This is a genomic window from Pseudomonas sp. NPDC090208 (genome assembly GCF_044746785.1).
In the GTDB taxonomy this organism is placed as follows: domain Bacteria; phylum Pseudomonadota; class Gammaproteobacteria; order Pseudomonadales; family Pseudomonadaceae; genus Aquipseudomonas.
In genome coordinates this window covers 62,520-84,902 of the sequence record NZ_JBIVCU010000024.1, presented here as the reverse complement: position 1 = coordinate 84,902, position 22,383 = coordinate 62,520, and the positions used below count along the sequence as shown (strand labels likewise).

Here is a 22,383-nt window from a genome sequence, read left to right as displayed (position 1 = left end):
ATAATGTCACAACGCCAATCTATCGCAATAGCGTTTTTATGTTTCCAGAAAAGAAAACGCCCGCGCCGGAACCCCGGAACGGGCGTGTGTGCTTCAGCGGTTAATGCAGGTCGTGCCAGTGTTGCCAGGCGTCACGCATCAGGCGGAACACCTGATACAGGCGACAGGCGCCCCATAGGAATTGCCACAGACGATCCCAACGCATAGGTCGGTCCTCTACTGGCAGATGCTCCCGCACGGTACCGGCCTACGTGCGGTTGAGGGAAGGTATCGAATGCTCCCTCGTGAGCATCTGTTTTTTTGTTGCTGGGCCATGGGGTTGCTCGGCACGACTCCGACATCGTGGTTCCCATGGGCCTGTCGCAGTTTACGACGACACACTTCTGTAATACCTCAGCATCGTGTGCGGTTTAAAGCTGTTTTTTGCTGCTTCCGGGAAAATTTTTATTTGTCTATCGTGGGTGTTGACGAATGCCCTCTAGCGGGTATGGTGTTCGGTTGGCCAGCGCCGATTCGCCGAGAAAACGGCCATTTCCCTACAATACTTCCAACCTCCGAACAAACTTATTTTTCGCGTTTGATAGTGACATAGTTAAAAGATGTCGCTAACTTCGGGGTGTCGAATGCTCCCTCGTGAGCTGGTGCGGTGAATCCGAAACGCTGCACCGACCGAAAAACCGCCCTTCGTGGGCGGTTTTTTTTCGCCTGTAAAAATCCCGTCTGAAATTTGCACCTTCGATTCGCTAAATACCTATGCGTCCCGCGATCTCCACGGAAAACCCGCACAAGGAATCGCCTCAATACCTGCCCCTAAAGTCCGCCGACGAATTCTCCGCTACCTGCCGCAGAAGTCGTGACGCCAATCTGGCCAGGTCAGAGAGCACCTTTCACCGGATCAACATCACTGGGAATCGCGTTTCTCTAAATAGTTTTTTACCTATCGCTCAAGGGAGCAAGAAATGCACAAAAACAAATGTTCCATCATCCTGACCATCGTCCTGACACTGATCCCGATATCACCGGCACTGGTCAAAGCCGTCAACCACCAGCAGCCGCTGATCGACGCCCATACCAGTAGCTGGCAGGTCAACACGAATATCAAGGCACCACTGGTGCAGATCAACCACTACACCTTCCAGATCGCGGATCAGCCCGGCGCCAAGGTGGCGCCATGACACAACCGATCGCATACAAAAAAGCCCCGGCAGCGATGCTGTCAGGGCTTGATGGGTGGCGGCGCTGCTACTGGCTGACGCCGACAGCAGCTGGCGGCTGCGCTAGAAGGTCTCGCCGGTGTATTTGAAACTCACGTTCGGCAGTTCAAAGCGAACCACTAGGGTGGACGAATCTTTTTCGCGCATCACCCTTACAGCGGCCTGGCGCACATCCTCTGGGGATGCCTTTAGGATCGTCTCGACATCCGCGTACCCTTCAGTCTTCGGAACCTCAAGGTAGGTGTAGGTCAGATCGCCAGCTGCGCGCGCAGTCTTCTCAAACGCAATGTACTGCTTGACGTATTGGTCTTGGGTCGCCTTGTTTCGCAGCGTCACCATGTCCAGAAACCCGTCCTCGTTTTCCATCGAAATGATGTTGAACGACTTGGACAGTGCGTCTGTGACCTTCTGGTACAGGCTGGCTTGATACGGCGCCAGCAGCGCCACCATGCTCAACCGGTCTTCCCGGAAAAACAGCGCCACCGTGAACTTGTTCCCCACGAAATCGAAGTTGTCAGTGCATCTGCCGACTTGCTCACTGTTGGAGCAGTCGTAATAGCCAGCTGACCGCGTGTACTTCGCAATCGGGGTGCCGTAGGTGTAGTCCTTGAACAGGCTCACACCTGCTGACGCGCTTTGAATCCCCATCAGCAGGCACAAGCCGGTCGTCATCGCCAACGCAACGAGCTTTTTAGACATCTGAAATGCAGTCCCTTGTAGTGTTGTTTATGGTCGCGAAACCACAAACGATACTATGAAAGGGCCATTATGCCTTGGGCTTTCGGTGGCTCAGCGTGTACGTGTTGCTGCAGCTGGTACAGCGGGCCTTCTTGGCGCCCGATCGCGTCTGCACCAGACGCCCGCCGCAATCGCATTTGGTCTTTGCCAGGAACGTGGCCACGGCCTTGTTGATCGACTCCGCGTTGTTGCGCCGTGGCATGGTGTGCCCCAGCGCCCGCATCACCTTCCGGTATTCGGCGTGAATCCACTTCCCGTCCGGCTCATCAGCCAGGCCGTCGCCGATCATGTCGCCCAGTTTGATCAGCTGGCGATACAGCTCCGCTTCGGCGTCCGATTTCTTGTTGGCCGGTGACGTGCCGAACAGGTCAGGCTGCTGCATGGTCGCCCTCCCCGACCGGCGCCAGCACCTCGGGCACCTGCACGACGTCGCCCATGTGTACCGCGACGATCGCACGACATGCCGCGATCAGAATGGTGGGACCGCCTGATAAGCGGCAGAACCCTTCGGGGCCGTTGTTGCGGGCGAACGACCTGAAACGTGGGGGTTCACTGCTCTCAACAATGCCGAACCCTTTCGAATACTTATCCATCAACGGGCCGCCCTGACTCCAATCGACGTCTGGCCGGTACGCCGCGCCATCGCTCAGCCGATACACTCGCCAGCCCGTGCCGTAGTGAGGCGGCGCGAGTCCCACAACCACGCCGTCAATCTGCGCAAGAACCCAGCGAAGTGCCGGACCGGCCAATGCTCCGGTTTCGATTTTAATCATGGGTTTTCTCAACCCCGTAACCGTCGGCCAACGCTTGTTGCAGCCTAACAATCAAGCCCTCTACGTCTTCTCTCGCCCAGACGACGAACAATTGATCAGGATCAAACTCACCATCACGACAAAGCGTATTGAAGTGGAGGGCAAAAGAGGTGCCTGCTTCTTCAGCCGCGAACAGGATGCTCATGCGCTCATCTGAATCAAGACAGTCGACTTCATCTGTAAGGCTTGTATAGCGAAAGTCGATGTCTCCCAAGGACTCGGCCTTGACCATCGGTTCCCTAAAATTTTGCGGTTCATACTTCGAGAACACAGTTCCCTCTGCCATGGACAGGAACGTCGGTAGATTCACGATTCTCATACGTTCACCCGATCGCAGCGCTTGCGAAACTCGTAGGTCATGCCCCGCATGGTGTTCAGCGCCTCGTGCAGATCCGTACGGGCGTTGTCGACCGCCTCGGCCAGCTCGCCCTCACCATCGTCGCCACCTTCGTCGACATTCATCTGCGCCAGCCCATAGGCCTGATACGCCTTCTGGACGTTATCGGCAGCCGTGGCCAGGTATCCGCCGTGCTCAATGGCGTAATCCTTTGGGGTGCGCTCCGCAGGCTCTGCCATGGCGGCCTTCAGGTTTACATGCACCTCGGTGTACACCGCGCAGTGGGCCACCATCCACTCGTACATGTCGTCTTTTGGCTTGTCGCCCAGTTCGTACGCAGCGTGCTGTTTCAGATATTGCGTGCGCTTCATTTCGACCCACTGGGCGAACGTGGCTAGGTCATTGACCCCGGCGTGCTTCACCAGGCCATCAAGCGGCGTCCCCGACAGCAGCTCTGCGACGGTGAACATACCGGCGGCCTTCATGCGTTCGTCAGCTGACTGGGCGGCCTCCGTCTGAGGCACTGCTGCGTTAACGATCGGTTCCAGCCACCCGGCCAACGCGCAAGCGAAATCCGCCGCAAGCGTCTGGTTGATGTACCGGGTGAAGTCATGACGGCGCAGGTGATTTTTGAACAGTTCAGCGACGAATCCACGCCCACCATCAGACGTCGTCAGGTCAAATCCGGTAATAGCGCCAGCAGGCTGCGCAGGTTCAGCGTAAGCAAATTCCAGGGAGCCGATAACGCCCTCATCGACATCCTTGCGGTCACGATCGGAAGGCTGACCATCAAACCAGCCACTCTTATGGCCATCGTTGTAGGTGACCCGATAGGCAATAGGTTCAGCCTCATGCCGAGCCAGTTGTACGGCCATGTGCTGGGCCCGGCGCGCCAGTTGGTCGCCATTCACGATCGTGCCCGCACTGCTGGTCAGTTCATTCAAAAACTTGCGAATTTCATTGTTCATGCCGTTTCCTCTGGCCATGGCTGATATGCACCTTCCGGCAGCTGATCGGTGACGTCGTGTGACGCCCACGCTAGGAACACTTCAATGGTGACCTTCGGGTAGTTGCGACCAAAGGCAACCGCCGGGCCGTCGTACTGCACCACGTTGCCGCCCATCCACATGATGGTGCGGTCGTTGTAGCAAGGTTTCGCTTCGTCACCGGCCTTGGCTGGCCGTTTCGCGCGGTACGTCCGGTCTACCTTGAGGTCCGCGGCTTTCAGCGCAGCCTTTGCCGATCGCGCCTGCTCAAATGCAGATGCGGCGACAACGTTCGATTCGTCAGCCACGTTCATTCCCCCTCGTTGGCCAGCTGGTTCAGGCGCTGGAACGACGTGCCTGGGATACCCTGATATGGTTTGTCTTGATACGGCTGCCCTTGAATGGCGGCGTCCAGCATGTCGTAGCAGCGATCTTCCCATCCGGGGGTGCGCGTTTCGGGGATAGTGTCGAAGCTGGCTTTCACAGACGTCGCCCCCGTGATCAGCATCGACACCTGTTCGTTCCCTTTCTTAAGCGCCAACTCCAGTTCGACCACACGCGCCTGCAACTTGTCACGCTCGGCGTTCCAACGGGTCTCTGCTTCCATCCCGCAGGCCGCCGCGTACTTGCCCAAGCGCACGGCTTCTTCAAGTTCTGCCTGTAGGCGGCTGACGCTCTCACGGCTGTAGATCGGGTCAAGCAGCGTGCCGACCTCATCAGCAAAGTCGTATTCGTCGTCTTCGCCCTGGGTGGCGCCGTTGATCAGCTCCTGCAGCGCTTCGCGAACATCCTCACTCAGCTCAATGGTTGCAATGCCTTCCAGCGGGAGCGACGCAGGGGTTTCAAGCAAGTCCTCGCCCTGCTGGCTGATTTCCCACCGTGCCGGGCTGCGCTGAACACGCATGATCAGGCCCAAGCGATCAAGGACGTCGAACCAGTGGCGACCAATATCGGCATCCTGGCCATCGCTGAAGCACTCTTCGATACGGCGCAGCTTGCGGATCACCTTCAGTGCGAACGGCGGCAGGGATTGTTCGCGACTCATGGCTTCACCGCCTTGGCCAGCGATGCGTTAATCTTCTTTCTGATCGACCGACGCCCTTCTGTGCTGCCCATCGCGGGAAGTACTTCGGTCAGTAACGCTTCCAGTTCTGCCACCCGCGCCTGCAACTGAGCTACGGCCATGCGGCACTGACCAGCGGAGACGCATTCCACCGGCCCATTATCAAAGTCGATTTCCTTCGCGTAGAAGAAACGGAGTTCCGGCTCTCCACCAGCAGGGGCAATCGAATGTCTTCTGATCAACGCCACAATGTCCGCAACCATCCGATCGTCCAGAAAACCTGCAGTGAAAAGACTGGCCAATTCATCACTCAGAGCCTTAGTAACGCCCTCCTCTGATGGCTTGGTGGCGACTGCAATTCCATGCTTCAGATCCGCGACAGCAGCGTTGGCTCTTTCGATTGCTGCACCGTTGGCAAGCGTGCGCAAATTCGAGCTCAGGGAACGCATTGCAGTGGTTGCGGTTTCGGTGGATATGCTCACTGTTCCTTGCTTCATTGCTTACTCCATGGGATCAAAGGCTTGTCGTGATTGATCATCAACGCGTGTGCGGGATCGCCGTTCAGGCAGTAGCCAAACACCATGACCGGCTTGTCGGACGCCAGCAGCTGCTGGGTCAGCGTGTCGAAGTGGTGCGCCAGCGCCTCGGGCTCTTTGTCCCGGCTTCCCCAGCACGGGACCAGTACGTCAGCCTCGGCGATGATGGCCGCAAGGTGCGCGGCGTTGTCCGGGCCGTACGGGTCCGGCACGGTGGCCAGTTCGCGGGCGGTGTTGGTGCGGTATGCGAACACATTGCCCAGCAGGAACCGAGCGCCACCGTGGGCCAGGCTGTACGCGGTCAGATTCGCGATACCGAAGTCGTCGGCCAGCGGGTCGCCCTTTGACGGGCAGATGCCGAAAAAGGCGAACACCCTGCCGATTGGCTGCACCACGCGGCCCAGGCGATAGCGGAACACGCCGCAATCGCTCAGCAAGGCCGTACGGGTTTCGTCGACCACCACCGGCGCCGCGATCGGTGCCGGTACGGTGGCGGGGGCCTGCTCGGGCTCCCCGAAAATGTCGAGTTGTTCGCCGGGAATCATGCGCAGGCCTGCGCGGGCATGGTCGGCACCAGCGCCGGAACGAAGGTGCGGCGAGCGTTGGCGATGCGGCGGGCCTTCTGCGCGGTTTCGACCGGCAGGTCGCCCAGGTCGACACACTCGGCCAGCGCGGCGCGGGCGTCGGTCAGCAGCGCAATCAGCTCCTCTACCCGCTCCTGCAGTACGTCCAGCGGCGACGGCTCTGGCGGTTGCGCCACCACCGGCGTGCGGTGACGCGGCGCGGTGATCACGCCCTGCGCCTGCAGCTGGCGCAGCGCCTCGCGCACCGGCATGCGGCTGACCTTGAAGTGATCGGCCAGCACCTGCTGGCGTACCTGGGTGCCCACCGGCAGTGCGCCGCTGGTGATGGCGCGGATAATGCGCTCGGCGATCACAGTGGCGGTAATGGCCACGTCTTCACATGGGCCCAGCGCGTTCAACAAAACTTCGCTCACGCTCAAATTTCCTTCGATTCAGTCGCGATGACAGACAGGGTGGCGTGCCACAGGTAGCCGTCGGCCTTGGCCAGCTTGATCGCTTCAAGCTCGGCAACCGTGGTGCTCATGGCGTCGACGGGATAGGTCTTTTCGATGCGCTGGACTGCCCACTCACCGGCAGTGCCTGGCCACTCGCTCAGCGGTACCGGCTTGACCGGCGACAGCATCAAGGTGACTTGCTTCCACTGGCGAGCAGGGCGCTCGGGAATGGTCACCGGGCCACGTTTGGCCTTGGCGCGTTGAAAATCCTTGCGGCGGGTAATCTCGGCCTGACGCTCTTGGGCGAAACGCTCAAGGTCCGCCCAGCGTTGAATTTCGTCTTCCAGATCCTTGAAGCTCATGACGCCACACCTGTTCACACGTTCGGGAGCTGGCGCGCCGTGGCAGCGCCAGCAGGGGGATTGATTCAGGCCTTCGCCCGCTTGATCTGATCGGTCAGTTGGGTCGGCAGCCCCTTGATGGTCAGCGTGCCGCCCTCTTCGTCGTACTCGATCTTGTCGCCCAGCAGGTGCGCTTCAAAGCTGATCGACAGACCTTCGGTACGCCCGGTGAAGCGACGGAACTGGTTCAGGGTGCGCTTATCCGCCGGAATTTCCGGAGACAGGCCGTAGTCCAGGTTGCGGATGTGGTCGTAGAACGCCTTTGGACGGTCCTCATCGACCAGCCCTGACAGCTCGTCCAGGCTGATCGGCTCGCCCAGCTTGCTCTGGGCCATGGCATAGCCGACGAGTGTCTGCGTCTTCTCTCGCGCCGACTCCTCGGGCAGGTCTTCTTTCTCAACGAAATCACTGAAGGCCTTGAGCAGCGTGCGGGTCTCGCCGGGGCCGTCGATGCCTTCCTGACAGCCGATGAAGTCGCGGAAGTACTCCGACACCTTGCGGCCATTCTTGCCCTTGATGAACGAAATGTACTGACGGGAAGCGGTGTTGTTCTGCCACTCCGACAGGTTGATACGGGCCGCCAGATGCAGCTGGCCCAGATCCAGATGGCGAGACGGGTTCACGTCCAGGGTGTCGCTGACGGTCACGCCTTCGCTGTGATGCAGCAGCGCGATCGCCAGGTATTCGGTCATGCCCTGCTGGTAGTGAACGAACAGCACATGGCCACCGGTGGACAGATTCGACTCTTCCATCAGGGCCTGCAGGCGCTCGACCGCCGTGCGACTGAAGGTGGTGAAATCCTCGGTACCGGCCAGGTAGCGCTTGAGCCAGCCCGACAGCGGGTAGGCGCCGGATTCCGGGTGGAACAGGCCCCACGCCTTGCCCTGCTTGGCGTTGTACGCTTCGTTCAGGTCGGCCAGCAGGTTTTCGGTGGCCTGGCTCTCTGGCAACTCGGCGTCACGGGCGTGCAGCACCGCAGGCGAGCCGTCAGGCTTCTTGTCGATCTGGTGGACGATGATGTGGCGAATCGGCATTTCGATATCCCTATAAAACGGCGCACCGCGGCGATGCGCCACAGTGGTTACAGCGCGTAGGTGAACTCGCCTTCTTTGCAGTCGATAATCAGCTTGGCGGCACCGAAATACAGGGCGGCCATCAGCTTCTGCCACCGGCGAGAAAAGTTGAAATTGCGCCCAATCGGCTCGCCGTCGATCATCGCGGTGATCACCTGCCCGTACTCGTAACCACGATCGGAATGGCCGGAAATCTGCACGCTGATGCGGTTGGCGTATTCGGTCTCGGTTCGGGTGCTTTCGCGCAGCCCCATACGGGTGCGGTGCGCCAGCTCGGGTTCCGCGTCGAAGAACACATGCACGTAGCGGGAGCGCCCGCCGATACCGTCCGCATCACGGATATGGATATGGGGCACATGCCAGCCCTTCTCGGCGGCCTTCTCTTGGTTGACCTCGATAAACGCTTCCAGCAGCTGGGTGAGGCTGACGAACTCGGGAATGGCGTCTTGGTGCAGCACTTCGTCGATGGCGGCATCGATACGGCGCATCATGTCGCCGGTCACGCCCGCATCCATCCACTTCTCTTTCATCCGCTGCGCGATCAGGTCGTTGTAGCGCGGCAGGTCGATGACCTTGGTCAGGTTCGCTGGCAGCGCGGCTGACAGCGCCTCCTTGAACTTGGCAGCGAAAGAGCCGTGGCAGTTGAACAACTCCTTGGTGACCTCCGTGAACATCCGTTCAAGGGTGGCGTCGATGATTTCGCCAGGGCGGGAACTGGCGGAAAAGGCTTTAACCCGGTCGGTCAGCAGCCCTTCTAACGATGGTTGTTGCGGCGCGGCCATAGTGTTTCTCCTACCTCACCTGTGAAGTTTGTTGCTGGCCGGGCGCGTGTTGGCGCGATTCGGTGGCCAGCTAAAGCCTGGGGGAAAGGCAACCGCCCAAGCACAACGACATAATGTCACAACATCACAATTTAACAATAGCGTTTTTATGTTTTTATACATTCACGCCGCATTTTCATGATCTCGGTACTGCTGGCTGTTGTGCCACTGCGCCAGCAGCGCATGCACCTCGGGCGGAACATCACGCCCGGCGGTCAGCACCATCTGTACGCAGGCCTCCACCAGCTGGATTTCCCGCGCGTACTCGGCGATGAACGCGGCCTTGTTGCCGTGGACGGCCAGCATGGTCTTGATCGGGCCGGTGCCCTGCTGGTGGTGGCCAGCGCACAGCGGCAGCACGTACCAGTGGGCGTGGCGCTTGGTGCGCCCGTCGCAGTGGTGAATCGATACGTGCGCCGGTTCTGCGTAGTTGCGCGGCCTGCCGTCCAGGATGCAGCAGATGCAGCCGCAGATTTCGGCCACGGTGTCGTGCCAACGCTTCTCACCTTGGGTAACTGTCCTGCCTTCCATCGATCACCACTCCTACGCGGTCATGCGCGTCTTGAGCTTGCCGCCCATGATTGACCCGAGCGCAGCGCGGGCCTGTTGGCCGACGGTGGTCAGCCTGTTCTGAGGTTCATTCGGGGTATGGGGAGTGGGATCGGGCGGGGTCACGGCCTGCCCTGCCTGTTCGGCAGCCTTGACCATGTGCTCAGTCACCATGCGCAGCGCCTGGGTGCGCTCGTAGGCGCGGGCCTTCACCGCGTAGGACTCGCAGTGGCGCAGCAGCGTGCCGATCGGGTGCAGGTTCTCGACAACCGAAGGCGTGTTGATGACCTCGACAAAATGCCGGGCGGTGACTGGGGCGCTTTCGGCGCCGATGCGGGTGATCAGCTTGGACAGCTGGGCGCCGACAGTCGCGTTGTACACCGGCCACTGCCGGTGACGCTCCTTGAAGGCCATGGCGTACGCCAGCCAGGTATGGAACGTCTTGCTTGTCGGGCTCTGGGGGTAGTTCTGCGGAGCCTGCGCCAGGGCGGCGCGCTCGGCATCGGTCAGCACCTGTGCGCCCGGCTCGTCGTCGACGTCGGGGGCAGGCGTTGAGACTTTAAGTGCTTTTTCAGTAATGAATGCTGTTTCACTACTATCTATTACATCCGGCTTTGCCGTAAACGGTGTTGCCGTATCCGGCAAAGCCGGAAGTGGTGGGACCGTTTCCGGCAAATCCGTAAACGGTGAATCCTGGGCCTTTTCCAGGCTGGCGATGAACGCGGCGCCCGCTTCCAGATTGGGTTCGTCGTACACCTCATAGCTGACGCTCTTGAAGGTGCCGCCCATGCGATCGAACTGGCGAACGACGTAACCGGCCTTCTGCAGCTCGATCAGCAGCGAATACACCTTGTCGCGGCCCGAGCGCTTGCCCAGACAGTTGGCAGTGCGGGCCATCAGGTCTTTGATGCGGATTTTCCAGTTGTCCTGCTTGCTCAGCAGGTAGACCAGAATGCCGCGTGCTTCCCAGCTCAGCCGGTCATCGTTGATGACGTTGCTGGGCAGGACGTAGTAGGTGTCTTTGCGGGCGACCCGGACAATGCTCATCGGCCACCCCCAGCACACTCGACTGAAGGGTTGCGATTGTCACAAAGCTGACAACTTTCAGCCGTTTGCGCACAAATACCGATTGCCAAGCAGGGTGATGCTTTGCTATGGGAACAAATATGGTAAAGTTCACGCATAAGTCGGTCGCCGATAGCAGGAAGGCGACGATGTGTGAAACAGATAAGCCACGACTGACGCCTCGTATGAGGCAGGTCCACAGCAAGGAAGGCTGTGTGGTACTAAGGGTTTACGCATAAATGACTTCGATCCGAGAAAAAAGAACCTCGCGCTTGCCGGCGGACCAGGTTCTTTTTTTTTGCCTTCAGGTTGGTAAATCTGGATAAACTGGGGCGCTGTATATCACAGCGTACCGTATGCGATCCAATTTATTACCATCCCCGGACAAAAGTACATACTGGCTTTTTGACCAGTTACCCCTGTTTTTGTGCCCTCCTCGCCAGCCGCTTCAGCTTGGCTGACGTCTTCTCGTAAAACGCCAACGACACCCCGCGCAAGCCTTCGGTAGCCTGCTGCAGCTGCTCGAAATTACGCTTGCCGATCGCCTCCGGCGCACCTTCCCCGCGCGCATCCGAAAACCGCATCAGGCGCTTGGCGCGCAGCATCGACGCGCGCAGCTGCTCGTACGGGTATGGCTGATCAAGGAACCCGAACGGCAAGCCCACAGACTCCTCAACCTTGCGCGCCAGGTACTCGGGAAAGCCACCCTTGGACTGCTGGGCCTGAACGATCTGGTTGGCGATCTTGTGCCGCTCCTCCTCGGGCAGATGAACCATCATCGCTCGCACGCCCCTGGGGCTGTGTAGATCCGTGTACAGGTTGAAGCGCTGCTGTCGCGCCTGTTTCCCGGCGTCGACCGCTTCCCTCGCGGTCGTGGCGCCCTCAAAAACTTCTAGGTTCATGTTCCTGATTCCATTAGTAAAACCACGCTTAATTTACGCCGATTAACAAGAAAACGCTATTAAAGCGAAAGCAACCTGTTTACTCTCTGCGCCATGCCGAAACGGTGCAAATTTGCGATGTCCGGGGATGCGTTGTCATCGGACAATGCTCGGCACCACCAACACCCACAGGAGCCCGCCCCAATGGCGAGAGGCGTCAACAAAGTCATTCTGGTCGGAACGTGCGGGCAAGACCCCGAAGTGCGGTACCTGCCCAACGGCAACGCGGTCACCAATCTGAGCTTGGCCACCAGCGAGCAATGGACCGACAAGCAGACCGGCCAGAAGGTCGAGAAGACCGAATGGCACCGCGTATCGATGTTCGGCAAGGTCGCCGAGATTGCAGGCGAATACCTGCGCAAGGGCTCGCAGGTCTACATCGAAGGCAAGCTGCAGACCCGCGAATGGGAAAAGGACGGTGTGAAGCGCTACACCACTGAAATCATCGTCGACATGCAGGGCACCATGCAGCTGCTCGGCGGACGCCCGCAGAGTGATCAGGGTCAGCAGCAATCGCGCCCGGCACCGCAGCAGGCACCACGCCAGCCACGACCGCAACAAGGAGCCGCCCAGCAGAGCCAGCAGGGCGCACCGCCGGACTTTGACCAGTTCGACGACGACATCCCCTTTCTTCCTTGGCACCACCTCAACGCGGTCTAACCCCTGCCCTGCAAGGATCTGAGCATGTTTTTCAAGAATCTGAAGCTGTTCCGCCTGACGCAAGCCCTGCCGTGGGATCTGGAAGAGCTGGCCACCGCGCTGGCGGGCAAACCGGCGCGTGCCTGCGCCAGCCAGGAACTGACCACGTACGGGTTTATCGCGCCGATCGGCAAGGGCGAGGACGCTCCGCTGGTGCATGTCAGCGGCGACTTCCTGCTGCTGGCCACCCGCAAGGAGGAGCGCATTCTGCCGGGCAGCGTGGTCAACGATGCGCTGCGCGAGAAGGTCGAGGCCATCGAAAGCGAGCAGCTGCGCAAGGTCTACAAGAAAGAGCGTGACCAGCTCAAAGACGAGATCATTCAGGCCTTCTTGCCTCGGGCCTTCGTGCGCCAGTCCAAGACATTCGCCGCGATCGCCCCGAAGCTGGGCCTGATCATCGTCAACACCAGCAGCGCGCGCACCGCGGAGGATCTGCTGTCGACCCTGCGCGAGTGCATCGGCTCGCTGCCGGTGCGCCCGGTGACGTCGAAGATTGCCCCGTCCGCCATCCTCACCGAGTGGGTCAAGCAGAAGGAATCCGCCGACGGTTTCTACGTGCTGGACGAATGCGAATTTCGCGACACCCACGAAGACGGTGGCAGCGTGCGGTGCAAGCGCCAGGATCTGACCTCCGACGAATTCGACCTACACCTGGCCAGCGGCAAGGTAGTCACCCAGCTGGCGCTGGCGTGGCAGGACAAGCTGTCGTTCGTGCTGGACGATCAGCTGAACGTGCGCCGGTTGAAGTTTGAAGACCTGCTGACCAATCAGGCCGAACAGGACGGCGGCGACGATGCGCTGAGCCAGCTGGACGCCAGCTTTACCCTGATGATGCTGACCTTCAGCGAGTTCCTACCGGCGCTGCTGGCGGCCATGGGCGGTGAAGAAATACCCGGCGGACTGGAAGGCGCCGTGGTGCTGACCAGTAGCCTTGGGCAGTTCGGCGCGCTGACGGCGGACCTGCAATCGCGAACCCTCAACACCGAGCAGAGCGATGCGGCGAACGATGAACTGTTGCCCGAAGCGACCGCCTTCGTGCGGGAGTCAGGGCGGGCGTCCATCAGCGCGATACAGCGCCGCTTCACGCTGAGATACAACCGCGCCGCGCGCCTGGTGGAAGCTCTGGAGCTGGCCGGTGTCGTCAGCCACATGCACCCCGACGGCAGTCGCGCCGTGCTGCAGGGGTAACGGCCATGCGGATCACCTACAACGGCAGATCACTCGACATCAACGGCAAGCCCGGCCTAACTCAGGGCCTGCCGAAAAAGCCCGTGCCCTGGACCGGCACGTTTCTGGTGGCTGACACCGCAGGCAACGCCGTCGAGGCGAAATGGCTGCCCGGCACTAACAGCCCCATGCCCTACCTGCAGGCGAAGGAAATGGCCTTTCGCTTGTTGGAAGAGCTGAGTACGAAGCTGGAAGCCGAACACGGCCTGGCCATCAAGAAAACCACCTTCACGTTGATCGGTCGATGACTGCGCTGGCCTCTGACTTCGCCCTGCCGCAGTTCATCGTCTCGCAGCCGGTCAGCGACCGCATTCAGAGCGGCAAGGCGCGGTTGATGATCCTGCCGTTTCGCCCGCAGCCGTCGGTGTGCCCTTCCCTGCTGGAGCAATTCGGCGTGGAAGCGGTCGCCGACGAAGACCTGCTGAGCAGCGCGCGGGTGGCCTTCAGCATGGGCCTGATACAACCGCCGATCGCGCCCATTCGCATCGGCTATGCGTTTGAACTACAGCGCGCATTCGTACCGGAAAAGTGTCACAAATTTGGTACGGGGATAGTGCAAAAGATGGGCATCACCCGATTCAATGATATAACTACCCGGCATTGGCGCCAGTGCGGTTATTCCAGTCGGGAAGACTTTAACGAGTATTGGCATCAGGCAGCAGCGGACCTCGGCGACGTGTCTAATCCGTGGTGCTGGCTGATTGAGTTCATTTACAAAGGATAGCAAATGGCCATCAGTTTAATTGCGGCGACATTGATTCATATTATTTGGCTGAGCCGGGCTTACCAGCATATTAATCCCGAGATCCAGAAGCGCGTCAGGGCCGCCAGCGCCGCGATTTGCTGGGTTTTGACCTGTGCCCTGTTCGTTTTGGTGCAGCAGGCATTACAAGACCGGGCCTTTCCTGAAAATTATTTGCCAGGCAGTTCAGCGTCTGGACAGGTAATCCGCGTGATTGCTTCCCCTGATAATTCAGTCTGTTACGCGGAAATACGCTCATCAGCCGCTGATCAGCGATAGCAACTACCGTCCGTCGGCAACTTTTGCCACTATTGGAACTTCTCAAAGGGCTTGCTACCTTACCGTGAGTGTGGGGCTAAGTGTGGGGCTAAGAATTTTCGAAATAGGGGAAACCCTTATTCCATAAGGCCTACACGCTAGTTTATCCGGGGATGTCACATCCCCGGTGTTTTCAGTAAAATCTGAGACAGTTTTACCCACTGATGTACGGACCGGGAAAATCCCAACCAACCTGTCCCCCGGTCCGGGAATGGAAGCTGCGCAATGACTACCCAAACCGTTACACACTGCAGAAAGGTCGAAAAACCATGGCTCTACGACACGATCGGATCGGGGAAATCAGCATTCCCGGCGTCTACCAGGACAAAAACGGCCTGAGCCTGAAGGTTCGAGCTTCTGGTACTCGTTCCTGGACCCTTCGCTATCAATTCAACGGAAAACGTCACGATGTCGGCCTGGGTTCTTACCCGGAGGTCGGGCTGGCGGATGCGCGCAAAAAGGCCACTGAGCTGCGCGCCCAGATTGCCAAGGGCATTGACCCGCTGGAACAGCGCAAGGAGGCCGCGATTGCCTCGGTGTCCGTCGACGACACGGCAGCTACCTACATCGAACGCCACTCCCTGGGCTGGTCGACCAAACACACGTCCCAGTGGCGTAACAGCATCGCCACGTACGTGTCGCCGCTGGTGGGGCAGATGGCGATCGCCGAAATGCAGACCCACCATGTCACCAAGATCCTTGACCCCATCTGGATGGCGAAACCCGAGACGGCCCGGCGCGTGCGCAACCGCCTAGAAACCCTGATCGATTTCGCCGAATCAAGCGGCCACTTCCGAGGGGATAACCCGGCCCGCTGGAAAGGCCATCTGCAGAACATCATGCCCAAGCAGAGCGTGACAAAAACGCCGATGAAGGCCATGGAATTCAGCCGTATGCCGTATTTCATGCTGATCCTGGACGGCGAGCACTCCCGCGAAGCGCGTTGCTTGCAGTTCCTGATCCTGACCGCGTGCCGCACTACCGAAGCCCTTGGCGCGACGTGGGATGAAATCGACATGATCAACCGCGTGTGGACCATCCCGGCAGAGCGCATGAAGGGCAAAGAAGTCCATCAGGTGCCACTGAGCGAGGAAGCCATTCAGGTGCTCAAGGACACCAACACCCGTGGTCGCAGCGAGCTGGTTTTCCCAGCAGCGCGCAGCACCGAACAGATGCAGGACAATGCGCTGCGCCGCCTACTGGAAAAGATCGGGGAAGACTGCACCGTGCATGGTTTCCGCTCGACGTTCCGCACCTGGGCTGCCGAGAAAACCGCCTTTTCTCATGAATTGTGCGAACTGGCGATTGCCCACGTCGTCGGTACGCCGGTCTCCCGCACCTACGTGCGCGGCAACCAGCTGGAAAAGCGCAGGCCGTTGATGGCGCGCTGGGCGAAATTCGCCATGGATCGCGTCAACCCGACAGATCCAGTGATCGCCAACACGCTGCTGCCAGAAAGCACCCGCACTTTCCTGTAACGCCATCACCCGGCGGGCCTTGCGCCCGCCGGGGCTACCCATTTCCTGTTCAACAATATGCGTAAATTGACGGAAATAGGCCGAAATCAGACATGTTTATGCGTAAATTGACATTTCTCAGTCAATTTTCGCGTTATTAATGCTGACAATTTCCCGCAATTGAACGTGCTCCAATCCGCCGGGCAGGTAGCTGACGACCGTCCGCCGCTCGACCGTGAATGTCGGTTCAGTGGCCTGTGTTGGCGCTGGTTCGGCGGGGGACGCCGGGGCGTGTTGGCGGGGTTGATTTACTGGTGGTAAAGGCATGGCGAATCTCGCTCTGTAAGGTGTAAGCCGCCATTGTCACAGAGACTTTTCGGGGGTTTAGCCGCAGGTTTCAGAAACAAAAATCTTGCCTATGCCCAGTCACCAATAATCCGGTTTTTCTGCTGGCTTCTTACGGGTCGGGACGCGTTGGGGGAATTGATGTGCGGCCAGCTCGGCATTCGTAACGACGTGACGCATCCAATGCACGTACGGCTTCAATGAACCGGGCACCGTGCGCTTGATGCCTTCGTGGTGGGGCAAAATCACCCCTAGGCGCATATCAGGAAAATCTTCATGAATGGCCCTCAACGCGGGTGTCATATCCGTGTCAGCGGAGACCAATACCAATTGTTCAATCCGCTGCTCGGGTGGCAGTGTTGCCTGACGCGCTGCGAGGCGGTACATGCTTATTGCGATATGAACGTCAGTCTCTTTTTCTTCCAACTTCCATATCTCGACCTGATTTGCTCTGGAAGCTGGGGTGTTCTTATCGACAAAGCGAGGGGCCTTGCCAGACTCCAGTTGATGCCGTCCCCAAAACACTTCAACTCCACGCGCGACCAGCGCACGCAGATATGTGTTTTGTGCCTGTTGGGAAATGATGCCTCGGCTGGCCAACGAAGGCTTGACCCCCGAAGTGAAGAAATTAACGGCCTGCAAAGTGGTCTCTGGATCTTCTACCCGCAGAATGTGCGCCAAGAGCGCCTGCAGATCCAGCCACTTGAATTCGGTGCCTGCAAGGAGGCCGTAAAAGAGGTTGTAGCCATCAACAAAGCACGCAGTGCGCAAGATTTCACATCCCTGAGAACGAAAAAACCGGCGCTTGGCCGGTTTCTTCACCTCAACAGCCAGCGAACTTAATCGCTGCGTACGAGGCTGAGTAGTGAGCTAACTATGCAAGAAATCGCCAGTAAACACAAGGCCATTGATCAAATTTGATCAACGCCAGCCTATCAAAAGAAAGCCCGCGCGCGGCGGGCTTTTCTGAATTGGCGAATGAGCTGCAGTTGATCAGGCAACGGCCCGATCAAGGTCGAAACGCGCCCGGTAATCGGCGATTTCCTGCGCGCTGAGCTTTGAGGTGTCGAAGTCCGCCCACCGCACGCCCAATTCACGGCATTCGTTCCAGCTGTGCCAGCCGCCGACCTGCAGGCCGGTTTCGGCCATCCATTCCAGCACCTGGCTGGCGCCCAGGCATTCGCACATTTCGCCGAACAGCTGATCACATTCACTACGCGTCAGGCGGTATTGCACCGCGAACAGATACAGCGCGTCGTGAATGGCACCAGCTAGGCGGTGGTCGATGCTGGCGAACAGCTCGCGAAACAGCGCCGGTATGCTGGCCAGGTCGGTCACCATGCCTTTCAGGGCGGTGAACGTACGCCCCTTGCGGTCGGTGAAACTAAAGTTCTCCAGCAGCGACCACAGCTCATTCGATTCGTGGGTGTGGTACGCCTTCAGCAGCAGTTCGCCGCTGAATCCCCACTTGATCGCGCCGCCCACCGGGGCGCGGCCCGCCCCTATGACCACGACTGGCTCCATATCAGGCCGCCTTCGCTTCGCCGGTACCGGTCGCTGTCTCCGGTGCCGGGTCGATGACGATCGCTGCCGCCTTGGTGGTTTCGGTGGCCTTGGCCGTGACGTCGACCGCTTCCACCGCTGCCGTGCTCGACGCGGTGTCTCCGGACAGGATCTGCTGCGCCGTGCTCTTGTCGATCGCGCCGGTGGCCAGCGCCGTATCAACCTTTGCCGCGATCAGCGTGTTGACCTCCTGCGCGCTGGCGGTGGCCAGCTTCGCCTTGAGGTCGGTGTCGCCGTTCACGACATCGCACAGGCCCGAGTTATAGACCTTGCCCACCAGCACCAGCTGGCCAGCGGCACGGGTCGATTGCGGCAGCGCGCAGTACTCCTCTACCGCTGCGGACGCCACGGTATAGGCAGCGTGCGCAGTGGTTTTGATCCCCTTTACGACGGTGCTGCACCCCACCACTGCGGCGCCGATCGCCAGCGCGCACAGTGCCCCCATCAACAGCCCTTTACCCTTACGCATTGCCTCTCCTCCAGCGCCAGCGCGCTTGTTACGGCCTTTCGGCCTGATCGCCCGATTGCGATTCTTTGCGGGGGCGCTCGACCGCCTTACCGGCGACGTAGCCGGTGGTAACGGCGCCGAGCACCATGCCCGCGATGATTTCCAGTGAATTGGCGATGATCCGCACCAGCTCGATCGCCTGATCGCCGCCGTGCGCCATCCAAGTGACCCCGGCCATGACGCCGCCGAACAGGCCGAGCACGGCAGACAGGACGGTGATGCACAGCGCAAATCCGAAGCGCTTGACCGACGGCCTGCCGGTCGAGCCCTCCTCAACGAAACGCCCCATCCAGCGCAGGAACTGATTCATGCCGGGAAGGCCTCCAGTGCGCGCCCCAGATACTCCACGCGCGACTTGGCGCCGTTCTGGCCGCCGTTGATGACTTGAGTGATCTCTGCGAATTTGCCGCCGTCGGCCAAGGTGTTGAGCCTGCGGCTCGACCAGAACCACGCCGCCGACAAGGCCGCGCCCTCGGGTGTGCGCAGGAAGTCCGGCACGCTGGCCAGCGGCATGCCGACGACACGGGCGAATTCGTCGTGATTGGCCTTGAACGTCAGTTGCTTGAGCCCGGCGCCCCGGTGCCGCCAACCGTCGCCACTGTCTTCGTCGCCGTTGCCGAAGCGATTCGCGTAGACCTTGTTGGCGATCAGTTCGGGCTTACCGGCCAGCTGCATGGCCAGTTCGTTAGGCACAATCCGCAACCCGCCTTTTAGCTCGACCTTCAGGTACACCCCGACACGGGTGTACTCGCCGAATCGGTTCGGCCAGGTGTTGGCCAGCCCGTCGGCGGTGTAATTCAGGTTCTCGCTGACACGGGTGAAATCGGCGCTCTCGTGCGCGATCTGCGCCAGAAACATGGTCACGCGGTCGCGGGTGTTGATCTGGTAGCGCTGCATGGCGGCATTGAGCGGCGCCAGGTACTGGCCGCATGCTTGGCGGCCCTTGTCCGTGCAGCACAGCGCGCGCAGCTGGGCGAGCGTGACCAGTTCATTACCGGCCATTGGTGCGGCCCTTCTGCTCGCTTTCCCATTCCAGACGGCTGACGCGCTGCTTCAACGCCTCGGTATCGTCCGCCACCTTGCTGAGCCGCTGATTGGTTTCCACCGCCTCACGCTTGGCCAGCACCTGCTCCTGCGCGATCGCGGCAATCGACGCCACCACGCCATCCAGTTTCTTGCTGAAGTCCCCCACGCTGCTGGCGATTCCGCTGCCAAGCCAGCAGATGAACGAGACGGCCAGCGTCTGGGCAATCCCCATGCCCCATTTCACTGCCCAGTGCTGCTGTGCCGCTTGCGCTGTCATGTAAAAACCCTGTTCACGAAACTACATGGCCATCATTTTCAGATGGCCATGCACGGGTTCCGGGAGGGGGTTTGCCTGCTATCGGCGCTTGGCCAGCACGTTGGCCAGGTTGCCGACGCTTTTGGTCACGCTGTTGATGCAGCTGATGATCGTGTTGAGGCCTTTGCTCTGGTTTTCCTGCGATTTCTTCCAGTTCTGGAACGAAGAGCTCTCAAACAGCGCCGTCACGTCGGTGTCGGTCAGGTGCATCGCGCTGCGAATGTCCTGCCCCATGTACAGCGCCAGGTCAGCCAGCTTGTTCGTCGTCTGCTTCCACCAGTTCACACGCCCTTCGGCTGATTCCGCGACGGGGGTGAAATCGGGCATAACCCAGCTCGGGCACCCCCTTTTCTGCGTCCGGCTCGCTGACTTGTGCCGCCAGCACGCCCTGGTGATTGAATACCGCGTGGACGTGGTGCTGCAGCGCCATGGATGCGTCGGAGTAGCAGTCAAACAGGTCGATAAAGTCGCTTTCCGGAACGCCCATCAGCTTTTCGATCCGCGCCAGCAGGGCTTCGGCGTAGGCCACCGGCGTGCTGTACGCCAGCGGTTCTTCGTCCTCATCCCGCACGCAGGCCGCCATCACGCCGAATTGCCAGCTGGCGTACGTCTTCGGCAGGCGTCCGGACTCCACCAGTGTTTCGATCGCTTCGGCCTGGTAGCCGTGCAGCGGCGTGCAGATGCACGGTTTGCCCTGGAACTCAAATGCCGCTGCTTCCACGTAGTCGGTACCGGCCAGCAGGTAATCGCTCAGATGCCCGTTACCGATCTCGAAATTCGGCCCGTCATCCAGCACCGCTGCCAGGTAATAGACCGTCACGTTCATACGCTCGTTGACCGACCAGAACAGCGGGTCGGTGACAGCAGGCTGGCCCGCCGGGCGCGGGATCTGTTCGCAGCAGTGGCGCAGAAACGTGGTGATGGTCCGTTGCTCGTAGCGGTACGGGATGGCGCACAAATCGCGCACCTGGCCGATGGTCAGTTCGCGCGGCTGCACCGACACCCGCCGAGTGTGAACAGGCTGGATCGACTTCATAGGGTTCCAAACGATTCGTATTGTGTGAAAGTCAGGTTCAGGGCGGAGAACTCCTCGACGGCGCGGTTTTGCGCCACTTGACAGCTCACCGGCACCAGCACCCAGGAATTTGAATAGCCCCGACCTTCCTCAATGGCGCCGTGGGTGATGGTGAACGTGTTGGCGTACTCGCTGGGCAGCCCAAAGGTGCCGTCCGGGTGCGCGTGCAGGCGCTTGAGGTTTTCAAACCACGTCTTGATCTCGCCGTCGACGTCGTAGCAGGTCAACGACAGCTCCACCGGATCGGCGCCGGTGGGGGCCTGCGTGAAGCCGGAACCGATCTTTTTCGTCTCGTACCCCAGCTGCACGCCGTTGTAGCTGAATTCGGTGGCCAGCAGGTTCACGCGCGGCGCGCTGACGTTGCCGATCGGCTCCACCAGCACATGCCACAGGTTCGACCGCTCGCGCAGCACCGACATCGACTCCTGATACATCGCCTGCAGGGTTGCCCAGCTGGTACCGGCGAGCGCGACGTTACCGGCGCCGTAGTTGCTCGACGGACCGAAAACCGTATCCAAAAAGCCGTTGGCCGCCTTGCCAAAGTTGCCATTCAGCAGGTTGCCGCCGATGTTTGCGTACTTGATCACTGCCGGGGATGCGCTGACAGAGCCCAGCAGCTTGCCCGCACCCTGGTAGCCCAGCCGCTCGAAAATGTCGCCCATCAGATACTCACGAAGTCGAAAGAGAACGCCTGGCGCGGTAGCTCGCGCTCGTAATCGGCGATGGCGGCCTGCACCTCGGCGACCGACCGGCCATAGGGATCTGCGCCCATGGTCCGGGAAGCTTCCAGCGCGGTGCTGTTCTCCCGTTCCATGTACAGCAGCCACAGGGGCCGAATCTGCGACAGCTCACTGTGCGTCAGGTCAATGTCTTGGTCGGTTTCGCCATCACCCAGCGCCGACGCGCTGATTTCCTGCCCGCTTTCCAGGTCGGCGTACCCGCTGTAGAACCGGGTGGCATCGCGCAGGCTGCGCAGCACCTGCTCATCGGTCAGCACGAGGCCAATCGGCAGTTCCGCCATGTGCTGGGCGGCCAAGTCGGAAAGCTTCATGGCCTGGCCTTACTGGTTGGCGAAGTAGTGGAAATGCAGGGTGCCCGCGTACAGCAACGGGGTGTCGTTCTCCCAGTCGCGGTCGGCGACGTCCATCACCACGAACGCGCCTTTGATCTCCTGCTTCATGCTGTAGTCTTCCGGGCGGCCTGCGTAGGCCGTGGCCTCAAACACCGCACCCTCCTCGATCATCTTGAGGAGTTCGGCATGCACGGTGCCCTTGACGACCTCGTAGAACGCGATCGGACCTTCAAACTTGGTTTTCGTGTTCTGCGGCTGGCCCATCAGCTGCCCGTTGGGGCCGTAGGCTTCCATGGCGTCCTTGACGGTCGGCACCGCCCAGGGAAACTGCTTACACAGCAGCTGGACGCCTTCGTGGCCATGAATGACCAGCACCGCGTCAGCGGTCGACGCCTTGCGCCCCAGGTCTTGAATGTTGGAGAACGTGCTGGATAGCAACGCGTGCTTGTTGACCGTCATCGGGGCGCCCCTGAGTGTGTGT

The 22,383-nt window shown here is 60.0% G+C and carries 34 protein-coding genes and 1 pseudogene; 8 read left to right on the top strand and 27 right to left on the bottom strand.

The features are described 5' to 3' along the window. Positions 1-959 precede the first annotated feature (959 nt). Entirely contained in the window at positions 960-1,175 is a 216-nt protein-coding gene (locus ACIPL0_RS28500) for a hypothetical protein (protein WP_400731745.1), read from the top strand. A gap of 102 nt (positions 1,176-1,277) precedes the next feature. Here the strand turns inward: ACIPL0_RS28500 and ACIPL0_RS28495 are convergent, their stop codons facing one another. The 16 genes from ACIPL0_RS28495 to ACIPL0_RS28420 all read right to left on the bottom strand — a co-directional run bounded on the left by ACIPL0_RS28495 (position 1,278) and on the right by ACIPL0_RS28420 (position 11,515). After that, entirely contained in the window at positions 1,278-1,913 is a 636-nt protein-coding gene (locus ACIPL0_RS28495; RefSeq protein WP_400731744.1) for a hypothetical protein, read from the bottom strand. A 67-nt stretch (positions 1,914-1,980) separates the two neighbouring features. Next, positions 1,981-2,334 (bottom strand): hypothetical protein, encoded by a 354-nt coding sequence (locus tag ACIPL0_RS28490; RefSeq protein ID WP_400731742.1) that lies wholly within the window; start codon positions 2,332-2,334, stop codon positions 1,981-1,983. Beyond that, a complete protein-coding gene (locus ACIPL0_RS28485; RefSeq protein ID WP_400731741.1) occupies positions 2,321-2,725 on the bottom strand; it encodes a phage protein NinX family protein in 405 nt (134 codons plus the stop codon). Before ACIPL0_RS28485 ends, ACIPL0_RS28490 begins: the two co-directional genes overlap by 14 nt. Further along, positions 2,718-3,083 (bottom strand): hypothetical protein, encoded by a 366-nt coding sequence (locus ACIPL0_RS28480; RefSeq protein WP_400601796.1) that lies wholly within the window; start codon positions 3,081-3,083, stop codon positions 2,718-2,720. The genes ACIPL0_RS28485 and ACIPL0_RS28480 overlap by 8 nt, the downstream gene beginning before the upstream one ends. After that, positions 3,080-4,069: a hypothetical protein gene (locus ACIPL0_RS28475; RefSeq protein WP_400731740.1), complete on the bottom strand. Its 990-nt coding sequence runs from the start codon at positions 4,067-4,069 to the stop codon at positions 3,080-3,082. The genes ACIPL0_RS28480 and ACIPL0_RS28475 overlap by 4 nt, the downstream gene beginning before the upstream one ends. Further along, positions 4,066-4,401, bottom strand: a complete 336-nt coding sequence (locus tag ACIPL0_RS28470) for a hypothetical protein (RefSeq protein WP_400601793.1) — start codon at positions 4,399-4,401, stop codon at positions 4,066-4,068. The genes ACIPL0_RS28475 and ACIPL0_RS28470 overlap by 4 nt, the downstream gene beginning before the upstream one ends. Next, complete coding sequence (locus ACIPL0_RS28465; protein ID WP_400731739.1) at positions 4,398-5,132, bottom strand: hypothetical protein; 735 nt, start codon at positions 5,130-5,132, stop codon at positions 4,398-4,400. Before ACIPL0_RS28465 ends, ACIPL0_RS28470 begins: the two co-directional genes overlap by 4 nt. After that, entirely contained in the window at positions 5,129-5,647 is a 519-nt protein-coding gene (locus tag ACIPL0_RS28460; RefSeq protein ID WP_400601789.1) for a hypothetical protein, read from the bottom strand. Before ACIPL0_RS28460 ends, ACIPL0_RS28465 begins: the two co-directional genes overlap by 4 nt. Continuing rightward, entirely contained in the window at positions 5,644-6,231 is a 588-nt protein-coding gene (locus ACIPL0_RS28455; protein ID WP_400601787.1) for a DUF1643 domain-containing protein, read from the bottom strand. The genes ACIPL0_RS28460 and ACIPL0_RS28455 overlap by 4 nt, the downstream gene beginning before the upstream one ends. Beyond that, positions 6,228-6,683, bottom strand: coding sequence for a GntR family transcriptional regulator (locus ACIPL0_RS28450; protein WP_400601785.1), 456 nt, complete (start codon positions 6,681-6,683; stop codon positions 6,228-6,230). The genes ACIPL0_RS28455 and ACIPL0_RS28450 overlap by 4 nt, the downstream gene beginning before the upstream one ends. Before the next feature lie 2 nt (positions 6,684-6,685). Continuing rightward, positions 6,686-7,066 carry a hypothetical protein gene (locus ACIPL0_RS28445; RefSeq protein ID WP_400731738.1) on the bottom strand — a complete coding sequence of 127 codons (381 nt, stop codon included), beginning with the start codon at positions 7,064-7,066 and terminating at the stop codon, positions 6,686-6,688. A 65-nt stretch (positions 7,067-7,131) separates the two neighbouring features. After that, the gene (yejK, locus tag ACIPL0_RS28440) at positions 7,132-8,139 is read right to left on the bottom strand and encodes a nucleoid-associated protein YejK (protein WP_400731737.1); all 1,008 of its coding nucleotides are present in this window, start codon (positions 8,137-8,139) and stop codon (positions 7,132-7,134) included. Positions 8,140-8,186: 47 nt separating this feature from the next. After that, on the bottom strand, positions 8,187-8,960 hold the full coding sequence (locus tag ACIPL0_RS28435) for a hypothetical protein (protein ID WP_400731736.1): 774 nt from the start codon (positions 8,958-8,960) through the stop codon (positions 8,187-8,189). A gap of 162 nt (positions 8,961-9,122) precedes the next feature. After that, positions 9,123-9,530, bottom strand: a complete 408-nt coding sequence (locus tag ACIPL0_RS28430; RefSeq protein WP_400601777.1) for a Ref family recombination enhancement nuclease — start codon at positions 9,528-9,530, stop codon at positions 9,123-9,125. Between the two features lie 12 nt (positions 9,531-9,542). Continuing rightward, on the bottom strand, positions 9,543-10,595 hold the full coding sequence (locus tag ACIPL0_RS28425; RefSeq protein WP_400731735.1) for a hypothetical protein: 1,053 nt from the start codon (positions 10,593-10,595) through the stop codon (positions 9,543-9,545). A 431-nt stretch (positions 10,596-11,026) separates the two neighbouring features. Continuing rightward, entirely contained in the window at positions 11,027-11,515 is a 489-nt protein-coding gene (locus tag ACIPL0_RS28420) for a hypothetical protein (protein ID WP_400601773.1), read from the bottom strand. A gap of 183 nt (positions 11,516-11,698) precedes the next feature. Here ACIPL0_RS28420 and ACIPL0_RS28415 point away from each other — a divergent pair, with 183 nt between their 5' ends. From ACIPL0_RS28415 to ACIPL0_RS28385, 7 genes and pseudogenes are all read left to right on the top strand, one after another. After that, entirely contained in the window at positions 11,699-12,214 is a 516-nt protein-coding gene (locus ACIPL0_RS28415) for a single-stranded DNA-binding protein (RefSeq protein ID WP_400731733.1), read from the top strand. 24 nt (positions 12,215-12,238) lie between these two features. Next, positions 12,239-13,156: pseudogene (gene rdgC, locus ACIPL0_RS28410) on the top strand (recombination-associated protein RdgC); the annotation flags it as partial. Positions 13,157-13,165: 9 nt separating this feature from the next. Continuing rightward, positions 13,166-13,441, top strand: coding sequence for a DNA translocase FtsK (locus ACIPL0_RS28405; RefSeq protein WP_400731747.1), 276 nt, complete (start codon positions 13,166-13,168; stop codon positions 13,439-13,441). 5 nt (positions 13,442-13,446) lie between these two features. Further along, positions 13,447-13,728, top strand: coding sequence for a hypothetical protein (locus ACIPL0_RS28400; RefSeq protein WP_400731732.1), 282 nt, complete (start codon positions 13,447-13,449; stop codon positions 13,726-13,728). Then, positions 13,725-14,204: a hypothetical protein gene (locus ACIPL0_RS28395; protein WP_400731731.1), complete on the top strand. Its 480-nt coding sequence runs from the start codon at positions 13,725-13,727 to the stop codon at positions 14,202-14,204. Before ACIPL0_RS28400 ends, ACIPL0_RS28395 begins: the two co-directional genes overlap by 4 nt. 3 nt (positions 14,205-14,207) lie before the next feature. Then, a complete protein-coding gene (locus tag ACIPL0_RS28390; protein WP_400731730.1) occupies positions 14,208-14,501 on the top strand; it encodes a hypothetical protein in 294 nt (97 codons plus the stop codon). 203 nt (positions 14,502-14,704) lie between these two features. Then, a complete protein-coding gene (locus ACIPL0_RS28385; RefSeq protein ID WP_400731728.1) occupies positions 14,705-16,018 on the top strand; it encodes a tyrosine-type recombinase/integrase in 1,314 nt (437 codons plus the stop codon). 405 nt (positions 16,019-16,423) lie between these two features. Here the strand turns inward: ACIPL0_RS28385 and ACIPL0_RS28380 are convergent, their stop codons facing one another. The 11 genes from ACIPL0_RS28380 to ACIPL0_RS28330 all read right to left on the bottom strand — a co-directional run bounded on the left by ACIPL0_RS28380 (position 16,424) and on the right by ACIPL0_RS28330 (position 22,361). Continuing rightward, entirely contained in the window at positions 16,424-17,113 is a 690-nt protein-coding gene (locus ACIPL0_RS28380) for an NYN domain-containing protein (protein WP_400731746.1), read from the bottom strand. 222 nt (positions 17,114-17,335) lie between these two features. Continuing rightward, the gene (locus ACIPL0_RS28375) at positions 17,336-17,866 is read right to left on the bottom strand and encodes a DUF1353 domain-containing protein (protein ID WP_400731726.1); all 531 of its coding nucleotides are present in this window, start codon (positions 17,864-17,866) and stop codon (positions 17,336-17,338) included. Between the two features lies 1 nt (position 17,867). Next, the gene (locus tag ACIPL0_RS28370; RefSeq protein WP_400731724.1) at positions 17,868-18,374 is read right to left on the bottom strand and encodes a hypothetical protein; all 507 of its coding nucleotides are present in this window, start codon (positions 18,372-18,374) and stop codon (positions 17,868-17,870) included. Between the two features lie 28 nt (positions 18,375-18,402). Further along, a complete protein-coding gene (locus tag ACIPL0_RS28365) occupies positions 18,403-18,723 on the bottom strand; it encodes a hypothetical protein (protein WP_400731723.1) in 321 nt (106 codons plus the stop codon). Continuing rightward, positions 18,720-19,415, bottom strand: a complete 696-nt coding sequence (locus ACIPL0_RS28360; RefSeq protein ID WP_400731722.1) for a glycoside hydrolase family 19 protein — start codon at positions 19,413-19,415, stop codon at positions 18,720-18,722. The genes ACIPL0_RS28365 and ACIPL0_RS28360 overlap by 4 nt, the downstream gene beginning before the upstream one ends. Further along, the gene (locus ACIPL0_RS28355; protein ID WP_400601752.1) at positions 19,405-19,716 is read right to left on the bottom strand and encodes a hypothetical protein; all 312 of its coding nucleotides are present in this window, start codon (positions 19,714-19,716) and stop codon (positions 19,405-19,407) included. The genes ACIPL0_RS28360 and ACIPL0_RS28355 overlap by 11 nt, the downstream gene beginning before the upstream one ends. A 78-nt stretch (positions 19,717-19,794) precedes the next feature. Continuing rightward, a complete protein-coding gene (locus ACIPL0_RS28350; protein WP_400601750.1) occupies positions 19,795-20,040 on the bottom strand; it encodes a hypothetical protein in 246 nt (81 codons plus the stop codon). Further along, entirely contained in the window at positions 20,003-20,791 is a 789-nt protein-coding gene (locus ACIPL0_RS28345) for a hypothetical protein (RefSeq protein ID WP_400731720.1), read from the bottom strand. Before ACIPL0_RS28345 ends, ACIPL0_RS28350 begins: the two co-directional genes overlap by 38 nt. Then, on the bottom strand, positions 20,788-21,492 hold the full coding sequence (locus tag ACIPL0_RS28340; RefSeq protein WP_400731718.1) for a hypothetical protein: 705 nt from the start codon (positions 21,490-21,492) through the stop codon (positions 20,788-20,790). The genes ACIPL0_RS28345 and ACIPL0_RS28340 overlap by 4 nt, the downstream gene beginning before the upstream one ends. After that, entirely contained in the window at positions 21,492-21,881 is a 390-nt protein-coding gene (locus ACIPL0_RS28335; protein ID WP_400731717.1) for a hypothetical protein, read from the bottom strand. Before ACIPL0_RS28335 ends, ACIPL0_RS28340 begins: the two co-directional genes overlap by 1 nt. Positions 21,882-21,890: 9 nt before the next feature. Then, complete coding sequence (locus ACIPL0_RS28330) at positions 21,891-22,361, bottom strand: hypothetical protein (RefSeq protein WP_400601742.1); 471 nt, start codon at positions 22,359-22,361, stop codon at positions 21,891-21,893. Between the last annotated feature and the right edge of the window lie 22 nt (positions 22,362-22,383).